Origin of the sequence: Ewingella americana, from assembly GCF_006438725.1 — a bacterium.
Taxonomy (GTDB): domain Bacteria; phylum Pseudomonadota; class Gammaproteobacteria; order Enterobacterales; family Enterobacteriaceae; genus Ewingella; species Ewingella americana_A.
Genome location: NZ_RCZD01000005.1, coordinates 484,843 through 501,960, shown reverse-complemented (window position 1 = coordinate 501,960; position 17,118 = coordinate 484,843). Strand labels below are relative to the sequence as shown.

Annotated in this window: 17 protein-coding genes and 4 tRNA genes; 6 read left to right on the top strand and 15 right to left on the bottom strand. The window is 48.6% G+C overall.

Annotated elements, in window-relative coordinates:
- Positions 1 to 196, bottom strand: a 196-nt coding sequence (locus EAH77_RS25375) for a hypothetical protein (protein WP_206664890.1), incomplete at its 3' end; no start/stop codon positions are given.
- A 170-nt stretch (positions 197 to 366) separates the two neighbouring features.
- The gene (gmhB, locus tag EAH77_RS12350) at positions 367 to 933 is read right to left on the bottom strand and encodes a D-glycero-beta-D-manno-heptose 1,7-bisphosphate 7-phosphatase (RefSeq protein ID WP_140473042.1); all 567 of its coding nucleotides are present in this window, start codon (positions 931 to 933) and stop codon (positions 367 to 369) included.
- Between the two features lie 176 nt (positions 934 to 1,109).
- Here gmhB and metN point away from each other — a divergent pair, with 176 nt between their 5' ends.
- The 6 genes from metN (at position 1,110) to proS (ending at position 6,798) form a co-directional block, all read left to right on the top strand.
- Positions 1,110 to 2,141: a methionine ABC transporter ATP-binding protein MetN gene (metN, locus tag EAH77_RS12345; RefSeq protein ID WP_140473040.1), complete on the top strand. Its 1,032-nt coding sequence runs from the start codon at positions 1,110 to 1,112 to the stop codon at positions 2,139 to 2,141.
- Positions 2,134 to 2,787: a methionine ABC transporter permease MetI gene (locus EAH77_RS12340; protein WP_140473038.1), complete on the top strand. Its 654-nt coding sequence runs from the start codon at positions 2,134 to 2,136 to the stop codon at positions 2,785 to 2,787. Before metN ends, EAH77_RS12340 begins: the two co-directional genes overlap by 8 nt.
- Positions 2,788 to 2,848: 61 nt before the next feature.
- Positions 2,849 to 3,664, top strand: coding sequence for a MetQ/NlpA family lipoprotein (locus tag EAH77_RS12335; protein ID WP_140473037.1), 816 nt, complete (start codon positions 2,849 to 2,851; stop codon positions 3,662 to 3,664).
- A gap of 184 nt (positions 3,665 to 3,848) precedes the next feature.
- Positions 3,849 to 4,256 (top strand): Rcs stress response system protein RcsF, encoded by a 408-nt coding sequence (gene rcsF, locus EAH77_RS12330; protein ID WP_140473035.1) that lies wholly within the window; start codon positions 3,849 to 3,851, stop codon positions 4,254 to 4,256.
- Positions 4,253 to 4,960, top strand: a complete 708-nt coding sequence (gene tsaA / locus EAH77_RS12325) for a tRNA (N6-threonylcarbamoyladenosine(37)-N6)-methyltransferase TrmO (protein ID WP_140473033.1) — start codon at positions 4,253 to 4,255, stop codon at positions 4,958 to 4,960. The genes rcsF and tsaA overlap by 4 nt, the downstream gene beginning before the upstream one ends.
- Positions 4,961 to 5,079: 119 nt before the next feature.
- Positions 5,080 to 6,798 (top strand): proline--tRNA ligase, encoded by a 1,719-nt coding sequence (gene proS / locus EAH77_RS12320; RefSeq protein WP_140473031.1) that lies wholly within the window; start codon positions 5,080 to 5,082, stop codon positions 6,796 to 6,798.
- 160 nt (positions 6,799 to 6,958) lie between these two features.
- Here proS and luxS read toward each other — a convergent pair whose 3' ends face one another.
- The 13 genes from luxS to pncC all read right to left on the bottom strand — a co-directional run bounded on the left by luxS (position 6,959) and on the right by pncC (position 16,925).
- Positions 6,959 to 7,474 carry an S-ribosylhomocysteine lyase gene (luxS, locus tag EAH77_RS12315; RefSeq protein ID WP_140473010.1) on the bottom strand — a complete coding sequence of 172 codons (516 nt, stop codon included), beginning with the start codon at positions 7,472 to 7,474 and terminating at the stop codon, positions 6,959 to 6,961.
- Positions 7,475 to 7,630: 156 nt separating this feature from the next.
- Positions 7,631 to 9,193 carry a glutamate--cysteine ligase gene (gene gshA / locus EAH77_RS12310; RefSeq protein WP_140473008.1) on the bottom strand — a complete coding sequence of 521 codons (1,563 nt, stop codon included), beginning with the start codon at positions 9,191 to 9,193 and terminating at the stop codon, positions 7,631 to 7,633.
- An 84-nt stretch (positions 9,194 to 9,277) separates the two neighbouring features.
- Positions 9,278 to 9,706, bottom strand: a complete 429-nt coding sequence (locus EAH77_RS12305) for a YqaA family protein (protein WP_140473006.1) — start codon at positions 9,704 to 9,706, stop codon at positions 9,278 to 9,280.
- The gene (gene yqaB / locus EAH77_RS12300) at positions 9,703 to 10,269 is read right to left on the bottom strand and encodes a fructose-1-phosphate/6-phosphogluconate phosphatase (protein WP_140473004.1); all 567 of its coding nucleotides are present in this window, start codon (positions 10,267 to 10,269) and stop codon (positions 9,703 to 9,705) included. Before yqaB ends, EAH77_RS12305 begins: the two co-directional genes overlap by 4 nt.
- Positions 10,270 to 10,438: 169 nt before the next feature.
- Positions 10,439 to 10,515 (bottom strand) — tRNA-Arg (locus EAH77_RS12295).
- A 52-nt stretch (positions 10,516 to 10,567) separates the two neighbouring features.
- Positions 10,568 to 10,644, bottom strand: a tRNA-Arg gene (locus EAH77_RS12290).
- Between the two features lie 111 nt (positions 10,645 to 10,755).
- Positions 10,756 to 10,832: transfer RNA gene (locus EAH77_RS12285), tRNA-Arg, on the bottom strand.
- A gap of 8 nt (positions 10,833 to 10,840) precedes the next feature.
- Positions 10,841 to 10,933 (bottom strand) — tRNA-Ser (locus EAH77_RS12280).
- Between the two features lie 327 nt (positions 10,934 to 11,260).
- Complete coding sequence (csrA, locus tag EAH77_RS12275) at positions 11,261 to 11,446, bottom strand: carbon storage regulator CsrA (RefSeq protein ID WP_013574027.1); 186 nt, start codon at positions 11,444 to 11,446, stop codon at positions 11,261 to 11,263.
- Between the two features lie 256 nt (positions 11,447 to 11,702).
- Positions 11,703 to 14,330, bottom strand: coding sequence for an alanine--tRNA ligase (gene alaS, locus EAH77_RS12270; protein ID WP_140473002.1), 2,628 nt, complete (start codon positions 14,328 to 14,330; stop codon positions 11,703 to 11,705).
- A gap of 137 nt (positions 14,331 to 14,467) precedes the next feature.
- A complete protein-coding gene (gene recX, locus EAH77_RS12265; RefSeq protein WP_241673452.1) occupies positions 14,468 to 15,022 on the bottom strand; it encodes a recombination regulator RecX in 555 nt (184 codons plus the stop codon).
- A gap of 230 nt (positions 15,023 to 15,252) precedes the next feature.
- Positions 15,253 to 16,320, bottom strand: a complete 1,068-nt coding sequence (gene recA / locus EAH77_RS12260) for a recombinase RecA (RefSeq protein WP_140472998.1) — start codon at positions 16,318 to 16,320, stop codon at positions 15,253 to 15,255.
- A gap of 110 nt (positions 16,321 to 16,430) precedes the next feature.
- Positions 16,431 to 16,925: a nicotinamide-nucleotide amidase gene (pncC, locus tag EAH77_RS12255; protein WP_140472996.1), complete on the bottom strand. Its 495-nt coding sequence runs from the start codon at positions 16,923 to 16,925 to the stop codon at positions 16,431 to 16,433.
- Positions 16,926 to 17,118 lie beyond the last annotated feature (193 nt).

Below are 17,118 nucleotides of genomic sequence, written 5' to 3'. Positions count from 1 at the left end.
TTCGTAATAATTCACTTAAATGAATTACTGCTTGGTCACTCTTTAAGACTTGATATTTTTTGCCACCGAAGTGGCTGATATCGTCTTGTGAGTGCCCACACAGATTGTCTGATAAATTGTTAAAGAGCAGTGAGTTACGCGCTTTCGCTTGGCAACTCGAGGTGGCGTATATTACGCTTTCCTCTTTCAGTGTCAACCGTTTATTTCATTCGGTTGCCGCTGTTTTTAATCTTTCCGACCCGGTTACTTCGTGATGTTGTTCACGTTGTTCCCTGTCGATGGAGCGGCATTATAGGGAGCTGGGCCGGAATGGCAAGCGAATAAATACAGTTTTATTTCGTTTGCCTGTTTTTTATTCACAAAGCCTTATTTAGCCGCGTTTTTGATGAAAGAAGGCAGCTCTGCAAGGCTTGCGAGCACGCCATCTGCCAGCGCCTCACCTTCTGTAGTAACCGGCTTACCGCTTTTCACCAATATCTTGTGCCCTACGCCAGCAGCTGCGGCTGCCTGCATGTCTTCGATTTTATCGCCTACCATATAAGAAGCGGCCATATCGATGTTCAACTCATCTTTTGCGGTAAGAAACATGCCGGGCATTGGTTTGCGACATTCACATACCTGAGTAAAAGCCTCTACCGTACCTTCAGGATGATGAGGGCAAAAATAGATACCATCCAGATCGACACCACGGTCGGCCAGTGACCAATCCATCCATTCCGTTAACCGGAGAAATTGTGCTTCGGTAAATTTACCGCGTGCAATACCTGACTGGTTGGTCACCAGTACTAAAGCAAAACCCATTTCCTTCAATTGCAGGCAGGCTTCTATTACACCTTCAATAAATTGGAAATCATCGATTTCATGGACATACCCATGATCAACATTAAGGGTACCGTCTCTATCTAAGAAAATTGCTGGAACAGTCTGTGCCACGTCTTGGCTCCTGATGGCGGGTTAATAGATGTAGTATCGCATGTTTTAAGGTGGAGTGAGAATGCTATCCCAGTTGACTTAGACGTCTAGACGCCTTAGCATCCACGACATACTTATGGCGTAAGCCACAGAGTCACTTTCATCAAGCTACGACCCAAAGATAGAATAAGAAGAATATGATTAAACTTTCTAACATCACCAAAGTGTTTCAGCAGGGTTCGCGTTCTATCGTCGCACTCTCTGACGTGAGCCTTCACGTCCCTGCTGGACAGATTTATGGCGTGATAGGAGCATCAGGTGCGGGTAAAAGCACGCTGATTCGTTGTGTCAATTTGCTGGAACGTCCGACTGAAGGACAGATTTTCGTGGACGGCCAGGATTTGATGGCATTTTCTGAAAAAGCACTGACGCGAGCACGCCGCCAGATTGGCATGATTTTCCAGCACTTTAACTTGCTCTCCTCCCGTACCGTGTTCGGCAATATTGCTTTGCCGTTGGAACTCGACAATCTCTCTTCAATTGAGATAAAAAAACGTGTAGCGGAATTATTGAAGCTCGTTGGTTTGGAAGATAAGCATGATGCCTATCCGGCTAATCTTTCCGGTGGCCAAAAACAACGTGTGGCGATCGCCCGCGCTTTAGCCAGTAATCCTAAGGTTTTGCTGTGTGATGAAGCGACCAGTGCGTTGGATCCGGCAACGACTCGTTCTATTCTTGAATTACTCAAAGACATTAACCGTCGCTTAGGGCTGACTATTTTATTGATCACCCATGAAATGGACGTTGTTAAACGCATTTGCGATCAGGTTGCGGTCATCAGTGATGGCAAATTGATTGAGAAAGATAAAGTCAGCGAAATGTTCTCGCATCCTAAAACGCCGCTGGCTCAACAGTTTATTCAGTCCACATTGCATTTGGATATTCCCGATGATTATGCGGAGCGCTTGGTCGCTGAACCGGCAAAAGACCGCGTTCCTTTATTACGCCTGGAGTTCACTGGCCAATCGGTGGATGCACCATTGCTATCTGAAGTGGTTCGCCGCTTCAACATTAATAACAATATTATCAGCGCGCAGATGGATTACGCCGGTGGTGTGAAATTTGGCATTATGCTGACGGAAATGCATGGCGAAGAAGCCAGTACGCAGGCAGCCATTCAGTTCCTGCATGAAAATCAAGTGAAAGTCGAGGTGCTCGGTTATGTCTGAGGCAATGATGTGGTTAATGGGCCGGGGCATCTGGGAAACCGTAGTAATGACGCTGACCTCCGGCTTTTTCGGCTTTGTGCTGGGTTTGCCGTTTGGTGTACTGCTCTACGTTACCCGCCCCGGTCAGATTGCAGAAAATAAAAAGGTATACCGCGTAATGTCAGCGGTAGTGAACATTTTCCGCTCGATTCCGTTCATCATTTTATTGGTGTGGATGATCCCATTCACCCGACTGATTGTCGGTACATCTATTGGTTTACAGGCGGCCATCGTTCCATTGACCGTAGGTGCAGCGCCGTTTATTGCCCGTATGGTTGAGAATGCGCTGTTAGAAATACCCAGTGGCTTAGTCGAAGCGGCTCGCGCTATGGGCGCAACACCGATGCAGATTATTCGAAAAGTATTACTGCCTGAGGCCTTACCCGGTCTGGTCAATGCCGCAACGATCACGTTGATCACTCTGGTCGGGTACTCCGCAATGGGTGGTGCAGTTGGCGCTGGCGGCCTGGGGCAGATCGGTTATCAATACGGTTATATCGGTTATGACGCCACGGCCATGAATACTGTATTAGTCTTATTAGTGTTTTTGGTTTATCTGATTCAATTCTTTGGAGACCGTATAGTCAAAGCGGTAACCCATAAGTAAGGCAACAACGGCTGTACCTAAACATTGCGAATAATTTATCTCCGCTTATAGAGGAAAGGATATGTCTACTAAATTTAAATCCATCGTGGTTGTCGGCGCGCTTCTGGGAACGCTGGCGTTGGTTGGCTGCGGTCCTAAAGAACAAGATCCAAATCATATTAAAGTGGGCGTGATCGTGGGTTCTGAACAGCAGGTTGCTGAAGTTGCTCAGAAAGTTGCCAAAGAAAAATATGGCCTGAATGTTGAGTTAGTCACTTTCAACGACTACGTTCTGCCGAATGAAGCGCTGAGCAAAGGCGATATCGACCTTAACGCCTTCCAGCATAAACCCTACCTTGATCAACAGATCAAAGATCGTGGATATAAATTGGTTGCAGTCGGCAACACTTTTGTCTACCCGATTGCGGGTTACTCCAAGAAAATCAAATCAACTGATGAGCTGAAAGAGGGCGATCAGGTCGCCTTACCGAACGACCCAACTAACCTGGGACGTTCTTTGCTGCTGTTGCAAAAACAAGGTTTGATCAAACTGAAAGATGGTGTTGGCCTGCTGCCGACTGTCCTCGATGTTACCGAAAACCCTAAAAATCTGAAACTAGTTGAACTGGAAGCACCACAACTGCCACGTTCGCTGGATGACAACAAAATTGCGTTAGCGGTGATCAACACCACCTACGCAAGCCAGATTGGTTTAACCCCTGAGAAAGACGGTATCTTCGTGGAAGACAAAGAGTCTCCTTATGTAAACCTGTTGGTTGCTCGCGAAAACAACAAAGATGCTGAGAACGTTAAGAAATTCGTTCAAGCCTATCAGTCAGACGAAGTGAATGCCGCTGCCAATAAAATCTTCAATGGCGGCGCGGTGAAAGGTTGGTAAGTTTTATTCCTCTGCCTATTACAGAGCTTAAAGAGAAAACTTTTCTAAATAACTTCTTTTAGAAAAAACTCTTTTAGAAAAAAATAACAAGGCGGGCCAATGCCCGCCTTGTTATTTTCCCAATACCTTGCTTCAATACCGCCACATTCTTTCCCCTAACATAGTAAAAAGCAGAGGATATACCATGCGTGCTTTACCTCTCTGTTTGTTCGCTCTCTTGCTAGCTGGATGTTCCGCGACTCATAAAACGCAGCCACCCACTCCTGAACAGCCAACTCCGGTAGAAATTAAACCTGTAAAACCAAAACCAGTCGCTGTTCGTCCGGCACCGGTTAAGCTGTACAAAGATGCTGAAGCTCTGGTAGGAACACCGTTCCGTGACCTGGGTGAAGTATCGGGTGAATCCTGTCAGGCAGACACACAAGACGCGCCACCAAGTCTGGCAACGGCCCGCAAAAGAATGTTGACGCGTGCGTCTTACATGAAAGCCAATGCCGTATTGTTACATCAGTGCCAGATCCTCAGTGGCGTTCCCGGCTGCCATCAACAGGCCGTTTGTCAGGGCTCAGCGCTGAACGTTACCTTCAAATGACCTCGTTTTCCTTCGCTCAAATAGGGACAATTCACTCTCCCTATAAAGAGAAGTTTGCTGTCCCCCGCCAGCCCGGCTTGATTGAAGATGGCGGGGGAGAACTGCATCTACACTCCCCTTACAATCAACCTGAAGCGGTGCGCGGCCTTGAAGAGTTCAGCCATATCTGGGTGATGTTCATTTTTCACCAGACCATGGACGGCGGCTGGCGCCCTACTGTGCGCCCTCCCCGTTTGGGCGGAAATACCCGGACTGGCGTATTCGCCACCCGTTCGACCTTCCGGCCAAATCCGCTGGGGATGTCATTGATTGAACTGAAGGACATTCGTTGCCAAGGCCAGAACGTCATACTGGAATTGGGTAGTCTCGATCTTGTCGATGGCACTCCGGTGGTAGATATAAAACCCTATCTGCCCTTTGCCGAGAGTCAACCCGAAGCCCGTGCAGGTTTTGCGCAATCAGCACCACCTGCCAATATGCCGGTGGAATTCACCCCGCAGGCCGAGCAGCAATTAGCGGCTAATTTGTCAACACACCCCAACTTGCGCCGTTTTATCACTCAGGTTTTAGGCCAGGATCCCCGCCCCGCCTATCGTAAAGGTGAAGAACTGGCACGGGATTACGCAGTAAATCTGTTGGAATTCAATGTCCGCTGGCGCGTTGTGGGCGAGCTAAACCAGGTCTTATCCCTCGACAAAAACTAATTTTCCATCCCTTCTCTTTTGACAGCCCTCAGTCGCTGGTAAACTAAGAAACTTTTCACGCTTTGGCTGCCCGATGGCAGCCCGATTGCAATTAGCAGTGCTAACGGAATCAACACAACATGCGTACAACTCAATATCTGCTCTCCACACTCAAAGAGACGCCAGCCGACGCCGAAGTGATCAGCCATCAGTTGATGCTGCGCGCCGGAATGATCCGCAAACTGGCTTCAGGCCTCTATACCTGGCTGCCGACCGGCCTGCGCGTACTTCGTAAAGTCGAAAACATCGTCCGCGAAGAAATGAACAACGCCTGCGCTATCGAAGTCTCCATGCCGGTAGTTCAGCCCGCCGACTTATGGCAGGAGAGCGGTCGCTGGGAGCAATATGGTCCGGAGTTGCTGCGCTTTGTTGATCGCAGCGATCGCGCCTTTGTACTAGGCCCGACGCATGAAGAAGTGATCACTGACCTGATCCGTGGCGAAATCAGCTCTTATAAGCAACTGCCGCTGAATTTCTTCCAGATCCAGACCAAATTCCGCGATGAAGTTCGTCCGCGCTTTGGCGTGATGCGTTCGCGCGAATTTATCATGAAAGATGCTTACTCTTTCCATACTACGCAGGAATCCTTGCAGGAAACTTACGACGTCATGTATGCGGCCTACAGCAAGATTTTCAGCCGTATGGGCCTGGATTTCCGCGCTGTTCACGCGGATACCGGCTCAATTGGCGGTAGCGCATCGCATGAATTCCAGGTTCTGGCCTCAAGCGGTGAAGATGACATCATCTTCTCTACCGAATCTGACTACGCGGCGAACATTGAATTGGCTGAAGCAGTAGCCCCTGCGGCACCACGCGCAGCAGCGACAGAAGAACTGCGCCAGATTGCAACGCCACATGCCAAAACCATCGCCGAACTGGTTGAGCAATTCCAGGTCCCGGTCGAGAAAACGGTTAAAACCTTGATGGTTCATGCCACAGAAGAGAGCGGCCACAAGTTGGTTGCGCTGCTGGTGCGTGGCGATCATGAATTGAACGAAGTGAAAGCCGAGAAGCTGCCACAGGTTGCCTCCCCGCTGACTTTTGCTACTGAAGCCGAGATCCGCGCCGTCGTTAACGCGGGTCCGGGTTCACTGGGTCCGGTTAATCTGCCGATGCCAATCGTAGCTGACCGCACCGTCGCGGCCATGAGTGATTTCAGCGCCGGTGCTAACATCGACGGACAGCATCATTTCGGCATCAACTGGGAACGCGATTTGCCGTTGCCACAGGTTGCCGATATTCGTAACGTCGTTGAAGGTGATATCAGCCCGGATGGTAAGGGTACATTGCTTATTAAACGCGGTATCGAAGTGGGTCATATCTTCCAACTGGGTACCAAATACTCGGAAGCGATGAATGCCACAGTGCAAGGCGAAGATGGGCGCAATCAGGTCATGACCATGGGTTGTTACGGCATCGGTGTGACCCGCGTCGTTGCTGCGGCGATTGAGCAGAATCACGATGACCGTGGCATCATCTGGCCAGACGCGATTGCACCTTTCCAGGTCGCGATCCTGCCAATGAATATGCACAAGTCATTCCGTGTCAAAGACGTAGCGGAAGAGCTCTATCAGGCTCTGCGCGCGAAAGGCATCGATGTGATCCTCGACGATCGTAAAGAGCGTCCTGGCGTGATGTTTGCAGATATGGAACTGATCGGTGTACCGCATCAGGTAGTTATCGGCGATCGTAATCTTGACGCGCAAGAGCTAGAATACAAAAATCGTCGTACCGGTGAAAAGCTGATGATCAAACAAAGCGATATTCTTGAGCATTTACTGAGCCAGATCCCACGCTAATCACGGGATAACCACCACTCCAGCTGACTAGTCCTGCTATAGGTTGACACATTTTCCTCAGTGTTCGAGTTAAATGTGTCAACGCTATTTAGGACAGGTCATAGCAATAAAAAAAGACGCGATATCGCGTCTTTTTTTATTGCTATGACCCGCACAACGACTAGATGTGCAGCTCGGTCAGCTTCTCTTTTGGCAGCGCCAAATCTTCGTTGTGATTGACCACCACATCATGATCGAGAATGTGCTGTGCAATTTCCTGAGCTTCTTTCAGGGAATGCATTTCGTAAGTTCCGCACTGGAACTCATTCAGCTCTGGAATTTTACGTTGGTCTGTCACTTTGAGAACATCGGCCATGGCCGCTTTCCATGAATCAGCCACCAATTTCTCGGTAGGTACACCGATCAGACTCATGTAGAACCCGGTACGACAACCCATTGGTGAAATATCAATGATTTCTACACCGTTCCCATTGAGATGGTTACGCATGAAACCAGCAAACAGGTGCTCCAGAGTGTGGATGCCGCGCTCAGGCATGACTTCAATATTCGGACGGCAAAAACGCAGGTCGAATACAGTGATGGTATCCCCGTGAGGGGTTTTCATGGTTTTTGCGACGCGAACAGCAGGTGCTGCCATACGGGTATGGTCTACGGTAAAGCTATCCAACAGTGGCATATCGTCACCCTCCTAAAGAAAAAATGTTTTTTTTATCGAACTCAGGAAACCTTTTCCCATAATGCGAGTCTGAATATATGAAAGACGCACATTCGTTATCATCATCCCTGTAAACAGAGATGTTATTTGGCCACATTAATTGTGGCCTTTTTCTTTTTAGCCGCCCGCAAGTGCGGCCAGATACTCTTCAAAGCTTAGCTTATCATTCGCCTCAAGGTCGCGTTGCCGTTGCCATGAAGCTTCACACTCTGCTGCAAGCTTTTCTGCGCTAAGAATTTCCAGCGGTTCTTGCAACAGTATCTGACGGTATTTTTCAGCAAGTTTTAAGCCGAGATTGCCTGAACCAGGCGCTTTCATCTCACGCAAGATACGTGCGGAATAGGTCAACTCAGGATCGTCAAATCCAGCAACCAGCTCGCAACAGACATCCTGATACTGTTGATTACCGTTCTGACTATCGAGCACTTCAGCAACGCGTCGCAGGTCAGCAAAGAGCGCCTTCCCAACCTGCTCAAGAGGCTTACGCTGGTCGTTACAACCGATACCAATCGTCTGGCCCGGCTTGCGCCCTTCCAAAATCACCCGATTCCAGTTCTTACGCGTACAAAGCAATTCGTCACTGTTCATCTCTGGCGCATCCGCCAAAGCACACCATATCAAAAACAGATCCAGGAAACGCGCCTGAGACGCATCCACACCAATTGGCGAGAAGGGATTCACATCCAGGGAGCGAACCTCAATGTACTCAATCCCACTACGCATTAGTGCATCGGAAGGCGTTTCACCTGAACGAGTGACACGCTTCGGACGAATTGGAGCATAAAGTTCGTTCTCAATCTGTAACACATTGGTGTTCAATTGCAGATATTTGCCATCTTTTTTAACGCCTATTGCAGCGTATTCTTCAGAAGGCGTGCCTATTGCCTGTTTAACACCTTTCACATAGGTTTCGAGGTCGTTAAAGGTAATACCCAAATTGCTTTGTGATTTATTGGTATAGCCTAAATCGCTCAGACGCAGCGACGTTGCGTACGGCAGATAACACAAGCCCGATTCTGTATGCTCAAAGGGTAATTCCGTTTCACGCCCGTTGAGGAAGGACGAACAAATTGCCGGAGATGCCCCAAACAGATAAGGGATCACCCAGCCAAAACGGTAATAGTTACGGATCAGTTTAAAATAGGCGGCAGAAATCTCATGCTTGCCGCTTTCGGCATCCGTGATACCAAGACGCGCCTGCCAGAACTCCAGCGGCAGTGAGAAATTGTAATGAATGCCAGAGATGATCTGCATTAAGGCGCCGTAGCGATTTTTCAAACCTTCGCGATAAAGCGTTTTTAAGCGCCCTATATTTGAGGAACCGTATTGCGCAAGTTCAATCTCCTGCTCTGCCCCGACAAAACAAGGCATACTCAGCGGCCACATTCTTTCATCACCCAGTTCGCGGGCAACATGGCGGTGGATATCACGCAGGAATGTCAGAAGATGGTCGATATCGCCATCTACAGGAGTGATAAACTCCAGAAGGGATTCTGCGAAGTCGGTCGTGATCCAATGATGCGTTAGCGCCGCACCTAAAGCTTCTGGATGCCCTGTTGCCGCGAGTGAACCATCTGCATTAACACGAAGCGTTTCGCGCTCTATGCCACGGCGAATACCTTTTACTGCCTGAGGGTGGGCTTCCAACCAGGAAAGCGCCTGAGATACATCCGGGATCAAATTGACCTCCCGCTATTTGAAGACATTAACTTGCAAGCATACTGAATCTGCATAGATGTAACCATCATGATAAGCGATACAAATCTAACTCCACCATGAGATCCCCTGTAACGTAATGACAGTTAAAACTGCATAACGTATCGTTTTCCCAATACAAAGGAAAAACACTATCGGGCCCCACGGCATGCGCAACCAGCCAGCCAACACACATAACACATCACCGACAACCGGCAACCAACTGAGCAATAGCGCAGCAGGGCCAAAACGATTTAACCAAACCAGGGCGATATTAAGACCGCGCTGCGGTTTCAGCTCCGGCAGTAACCGGCCAATGATGATATTGGTTATCCCACCTAAGGTATTGCCAAAAGATGCAGCGATAACTAATAAAAATGGCGACGCACTCCCAGCAGACAGTAGACCAACCAATAAAATCTCTGAATTTCCCGGTAGCAGCGTCGCACTGAGAAAGCTGCTGCCAAAGAGTGAGGCCAGCGCCAGCGTGCTACTCAAAGGGTGCGAACATCCACCACGGCCATATTGGCACGTTGTGCGGCCTGAATACCGAAATCAGCATCTTCAAATACCACACATTTCTCAGGCGGTACGCCAATAAGTTCAGCGCAAAGCAGAAAGGTGTCAGGGGCCGGTTTGTGATTCATCACATCATTGGCACCCACGATAGCGTCAAAGCAGTCACGTAAGCCTAAATGACGAAGCAAAGCATCGGCCATCCAGTGTTCGCTGCCAGTGCCTACAGCCATAGGGCGTCGGCCATGATAGAACTTCACCACATCAATAAGCGGAAGGGGTTGTACGGTATCCAACAGCATCTCTTGCACCGCCGCGGTTTTCTCCGCGGCAAGGTGGTGTGGATCCAAATCGACCTGGTTGTCATCAATAATAAATTTGGCAATACGCCACGTCGGGGAACCATTGAGAGCTACCATCGCCTCGAAATCAAAATGCATATTGTATTTGGACAACACCTGATGCCAAGCTTTGCGGTGGGTGGGTTCTGTATCCAATATGGTTCCATCCATATCAAAGATCAAACCCTGGTAGAGATCGTACATCTTGTACTCCTGCTCACAATAAAAACAGGAAACTACTTTAGCGTAAAGTCTGCTGAATGTCGCATTTTGTCAGGGAGCATAAGCGGGGGGCGAGCAATGAGATAAGTAGGATTTTAAAGGTGTAGGGAAGCTGGAAAGCAAAAAACCGCCGAAGCGGTTTCTTTAAATATGGTGCACCCAGGAAGATTCGAACTTCCGACCGCTCGGTTCGTAGCCGAGTACTCTATCCAGCTGAGCTATGGGTGCAAAGTTGTTTACTATAATTTGTTGTTCGATGCGGGATAAGCAAGGCAAAGAATGGTGCACCCAGGAAGATTCGAACTTCCGACCGCTCGGTTCGTAGCCGAGTACTCTATCCAGCTGAGCTATGGGTGCATTTTGATTCTTACTGCAGATTTTACCCAACCATTTTTCCCTACTGCATTAGCTTTCGCTTCTGCCCATCACGCTCATTTGATTGCAAATCAACATACGTTCTGGAAAGTATGGTGCACCCAGGAAGATTCGAACTTCCGACCGCTCGGTTCGTAGCCGAGTACTCTATCCAGCTGAGCTATGGGTGCATTTTAAATGGCGGTGAGGCGGGGATTCGAACCCCGGATGCAGCTTTTGACCGCATACTCCCTTAGCAGGGGAGCGCCTTCAGCCTCTCGGCCACCTCACCATACGCCTCTTGCGAGTTGCGCTGACTAACTTTGTTTAAGCTCATCGGCACTGCGTGGCGCACATATTACTTTCCCGCACTTATAAGTCAAACCCTTTTTTCCCAACAATCGCTTGTTTGGACAATTCACGCGCAACATGCGCAGTTTCACGGCAAAAAGCAGGGCCAGAGTGAGGAATAACACTATTTTTTCTAGAGATAGCGATTCACAGAGGAAGAGTAATTTATCGAAAAAAGTAGAAAAATGGGGGATGAAATCAGAAGGGAAAACCAAGAATCTGCAGAAAAAGGGGTCAGCGCCTCGCCGTTAACGAGACGCCTGGTAAATCAGTAACTCGTTTGTTGAGACTTCTCAGCCTGAATACGCTGATAAATCTCTTCACGATGCACAGAGACCTCTTTGGGCGCATTCACACCAATACGCACTTGGTTACCTTTAACACCTAAAACGGTAACAGTTACCTCATCGCCAATCATGAGGGTTTCACCAACTCGGCGAGTCAGAATAAGCATTCTTTGCTCCTTGAATAATTAAAAGAGTCGGGTCTCTCAGTTTCCCGGCCATTATCTATCAACCGCGGGTAAAACGTAAGCCATGACCCCCACATTAAGTGTAACGAGCCTGCGACATAAACCATGAATATTTTAAGCTTAGCTGAAAACAAGACTTTTGTGGCATTTCTGGCCTAACCTATCCCACCTGCGATAGTGAAAACGCCATACTGTACAATACATTATGGCGTTTCTTTGTGTAGTGATTTATTTCTTATTACAGCCTGGCGCTTACCCAAGCCTCTACACCAGCAAGAGCAGATGGAAGAGCCTGAACGTCACTACCCCCTGCCTGTGCCATATCAGGACGACCACCACCTTTACCGCCAACCTGCTGCGCGATAGAAGCAATTAACTCGCCTGCTTTGATGCGGTCTGTCAGATCTTTGGTCACACCAACGATCAAACTGACTTTATCATCAGCAACCGTCGCCAGAACAATAATCACCGAACCCAGCTGATTTTTAAGATCATCCACCATGGTGCGCAGCATTTTTGGCTCGACGTTATCCAACTGACTAACCAGCAATTTAGCGCCTTTCACTTCTTTGGTCTGGCTGGAAAGCGAAGCACTTTCCTGTGCAGCTTGCTGATCTTTAACTTGCTGAAGCTCTTTTTCCAGCAAACGGGAACGTTCGATCAGTGTACGGATTTTATCCGTAACACTGTTTACGTCACCTTTGACTAAATGCGCCACGTCCTGCAACAAATCACTCTGCTGATGCAGTGCAGCGATAGCATTTTCGCCAGTAATAGCTTCGATACGACGAATACCTGCAGCCGTGCCTGATTCGCTCTGAATACGGAAGAGCCCAATATCACCGGTACGGCTCGCATGAGTCCCCCCACAAAGCTCCGTCGAGAAGTCGCCCATCGACAATACGCGCACGCTGTCATCATACTTCTCGCCAAACAGCGCCATTGCGCCCTGCTCTTTTGCATCATCCAGTGCCATGATTTTGGTCTGAATTGGCAAATTGCGACGAATTTGCGCATTAACCAGATCTTCAACCTGACGAATTTCCTCAGGTTTCATCGCCTCAAAATGTGAAAAGTCGAAACGCAGATAATGGTCATTGACCAATGAGCCTTTCTGAGCGACATGCTTACCCAACACCTGTCGCAAAGCTGCATGCAGTAAATGCGTGGCAGAGTGGTTCAGGCGGATGCGTTCACGGCGAGCCACATCAACGTTAGCTTCAACTTCGTCACCGATGCTGAGCTTACCAGTAGTCAATGATCCCTGATGACCAATGGCCTTACCGTATTTCTGCGTATCAGAAACCGTAAAGACACCGGATGCCGTTTTCAGTTCACCTTTGTCGCCAACCTGCCCACCGGACTCACCATAGAATGGGGTGTCATCCAGAACCACAATAGCGTTGTCACCTGCGTTAATCGCTTCAACGGGTTGCCCATCGATAAACAATGCCACTACTTTTGAATGACGCTGCAAGTGCTCATAACCGGAGAACTGGGTAACGCCATCGACGCGTACCATACTGTTGTAGTCGGCACTAAAACCACTGGACTCACGCGCACGGCGGCGCTGAATTTCCATGGCTTTTTCAAATCCGGCTTCATCAACTTTAAGATTACGCTCGCGACACACGTCTGCGGTTAAATCCAGCGGGAAACCAAAGGTGTCATACAGACGGAAAGCAATTTCGCCATCGAGAGTGTCCCCTTTGAGCGAGGATAACTCTTCGTCCAGCAATGCCAAACCACGTTCCAGGGTGCGCGCAAACTGCTCTTCTTCTGTTTTAAGCAACTGCTCAACCATCGCCTGCTGCTGTTTCAGCTCTTCTGCTGCCGGGCCCATCACTTCAATCAAAGGCGCAACCAATTTGTAGAAGAAGGTGTCTTTCGCACCCAACATGTTGCCATGACGGATGGCACGACGAATGATACGGCGCAATACGTAGCCACGGTTTTCATTCGATGGGATCACACCATCAGAGATAAGGAATGCGCAGGAGCGAATATGGTCTGCGATAACCCGCAATGACTTGTTATTTAAGTCGGTCGCACCGGTGACCCGAGCCACAGCACCAATCAGTTTCTTAAATAAATCAATATCATAGTTTGAGTTCACATGCTGCATTACTGCAGTGATGCGTTCCAGGCCCATCCCGGTATCAACCGATGGCTTAGGCAGCGGGAGCATGGTGCCATCAGACTGGCGGTTGAACTGCATGAAGACAATATTCCAGATCTCGATATAACGATCGCCATCTTCTTCAGCTGAACCCGGAGGGCCGCCCCAAATATGGTCGCCATGATCGTAGAATATTTCAGTACAAGGTCCGCATGGGCCGGTATCACCCATTTGCCAGAAGTTATCTGAAGCGTAAGCACCGCCTTTATTGTCGCCGATGCGGATAATGCGTTCTTTAGGAACGCCAACTTCTTTTTCCCAAATAGCGAAAGCTTCGTCATCGGTTTCATACACCGTGACCCAAAGTTTATCTTTCGGCAGATTGAACCAGTGCTCACCGGTCAGTAATTCCCATGCATAGTTAATAGCATCATGCTTGAAGTAATCACCGAAGCTGAAGTTGCCCAGCATTTCAAAGAAGGTGTGGTGACGGGCGGTGTACCCGACGTTCTCCAGATCGTTATGCTTACCGCCTGCGCGGACACAACGCTGAGACGTGGTTGCGCGGGTGTAATCGCGCTTATCCAGACCCAGGAAAACGTCTTTAAATTGGTTCATCCCGGCATTGGTAAACAACAGTGTCGGATCGTTAGTTGGGACAAGCGAACTGCTTGAAACAATGTTGTGTCCCTTACTATGGAAGAAATCGAGAAACGCTTGTCGGATCTCAGCGGTGCTCTTGCTCATAAATGTCCCGGAATCTGGCTTGAATAACGGTTCGTGAGCAGGAAAGTGCCGTATTCAGCATCAAACTGTACATCCCACGAACAAAAAGTGTGGATAAGATAAATTTTCTTCGCAGGGAAGTAAAATCCCGTATGCAGTCAATCATCAAAATCGCGATAAATTGACTGAATTTCTTCATTGAAGAAGCCACGATAGAGCAAATAGCGCATCACTTTTGATTTTTCTTTCCAGTCTGTAGGCAACGGCTCATCAAATTTACGTACAGCAAGCTCGCGGGCTATTACACACCAGTCGACGTCACTGTTTTCTAAAGCAGTGGCAATAATCTCTTTATCTACCCCTTTCTGCTGTAGCTCCGAACGGATCCGCTGGGCGCCGTACCCTTTATGACTTCGGCCCGAAATATAGCGTTCGGCAAATTTAACATCATCCAGCCAATTGTGCTGGTAGCAATAATCGATGACCGACTGGACGTGTTCGGGGGAAATATCTTCGGGGAACTGACGCTGCGTTTTCTTCTGCTCCTCTTCCTCTTGCCACTCTTTGGAGAACGAAAGTGTAGATTTGCGTGCCGGGGGTTTAGAGGAGTGAGAAGGTTTAGCATAGGAAGGTTTACTGAAGGCGACGGGTGGGGTCAGTAGTTTACGTCTAAGTTCCATCTCGCCATGATCACGCAGAGATAACAACCGCATAGCACGGCTAATTAGCGCATTAACTTTTCCAGCGTCACTCTCTTTCGCAGGCGGGAAAAGCGAGGAATTGTCTTCTTGCCCTCCCTCCTGCAACAATTTTTCAAGATTTACCGCTTTGTCATCAGACATTTTGGTCACCTTATATTAGCAAAACGCCAGCCTGAATATCAGGCTGGCGTTTTGTAGACCGCAAAGGGATCCTGAACAACCGGTTCAGGTTCCCGACGGAATTAGAACTCTTCGCTGGTTTCTACGCTATCGCCCAGGTCTTCAACCGTAGCCGTAGCATTGATTTCACCCGTGCCGCCGTTCAGCAACATGTCACGCAGCTTCTTGTCTATCTCTGCGGCAATTTTCGGGTTTTCTTTCAGGAAGTTGCTGGAGTTCGCTTTGCCCTGACCGATTTTTTCACCGTTGTAGCTGTACCATGCACCGGCTTTTTCGATCAATTTGTGCTTAACGCCCAGATCGACCAGTTCACCATGGATATTGATACCTTCGCCATACAAAATCTGGAATTCAGCCTGCTTGAAAGGTGCAGCAATTTTGTTCTTCACCACTTTCACGCGCGTTTCGCTACCAATAACCACATCACCATCTTTGATGGCGCCAATGCGGCGGATATCAAGACGCACGGAAGCATAGAACTTCAGCGCATTACCGCCGGTCGTCGTTTCCGGGTTACCGAACATCACACCAATTTTCATACGGATCTGGTTGATGAAAATCAGCAGAGTATTGGCATTTTTCAGGTTACCAGCCAGCTTACGCATCGCCTGGCTCATCATACGTGCCGCGAGGCCCATATGAGAGTCACCAATTTCGCCTTCGATTTCAGCTTTTGGCGTTAGGGCAGCCACGGAGTCAACGATGATCACATCAACAGCACCAGAACGGGTCAATGCATCGCAGATTTCTAACGCTTGCTCACCGGTATCAGGCTGCGAACACAGCAAGTTATCGATATCAACGCCCAGTTTTTTAGCATAAATCGGGTCAAGGGCGTGTTCAGCATCGATAAATGCGCAAGTTTTACCTTCGCGTTGCGCTGAGGCAATAACCTGCAGCGTCAGCGTGGTTTTACCAGAGGATTCAGGTCCATAAATCTCAACGATACGGCCCATCGGCAAACCGCCGGCACCCAACGCAATATCCAAAGACAAAGAGCCGGTAGAGATCGTTTCAACATCCATGGAGCGATCTTCACCGAGACGCATGATGGAGCCTTTACCAAATTGTTTTTCAATCTGGCCCAGTGCTGCAGCTAACGCCTTTTGCTTATTCTCATCAATAGCCATTTTTGCTCCTTCGTCTGACGTTGAGTGAATGACCTCACTTACGTCACTGAATGTAATTTATGTACAGGTAATTGACGCTAATTATACTGTATGCTCATACAGTATCAAGCCTATTTTTCAAGAAACTCATTCAGCGCAGTTTGTAATGAAAAAACAGCAGCTTGCAAACGAACTGACTCACGATCGCCAGAAAATTGACGTTTTAACGCCATAATTCTGCCTTCGCTGTCTGCAAAACCAAACCACACGGTTCCCACCGGTTTAGCTTCTGTTCCACCATCAGGCCCGGCAATGCCACTTATTGACAGTGCCAGATTGGCGCCAGCGGCATGTAACGCACCTTGTGCCATCTCACGAACGCTCTCTTCGCTGACAGCACCGAACTCGTGCAGAGTGGCTTCAGCCACACCGAGTAGCTGATGTTTAGCGGCATTGCTGTAGGTCACAAAACCGCGATCAAACCAGGCTGAACTGCCGGCAATATCCGTAATGGCTTTTGCCACCCAGCCCCCGGTGCAGGACTCGGCACAGGTGATCCATAACCCCTTATCTTTTAATTTATTGCCCACCTGCTCGCTTAGCTGATGTAACTGATGTTCATTCATAACTGATCCTTGCGGGCGTTAATGATATGAACCGATGTTATCACTTATACCCTGCACAAATCAGCCCGAGCACCTTTTTTGCGAGATGTCTTCAAGAGAAAAATACATCAGCCTTTTGTAAAGCCAGCGAAAACAAAAAGGGCCACATACATGATGTGACCCTTCTTAAAGAGGTCTTATTTTACGTTGAAAA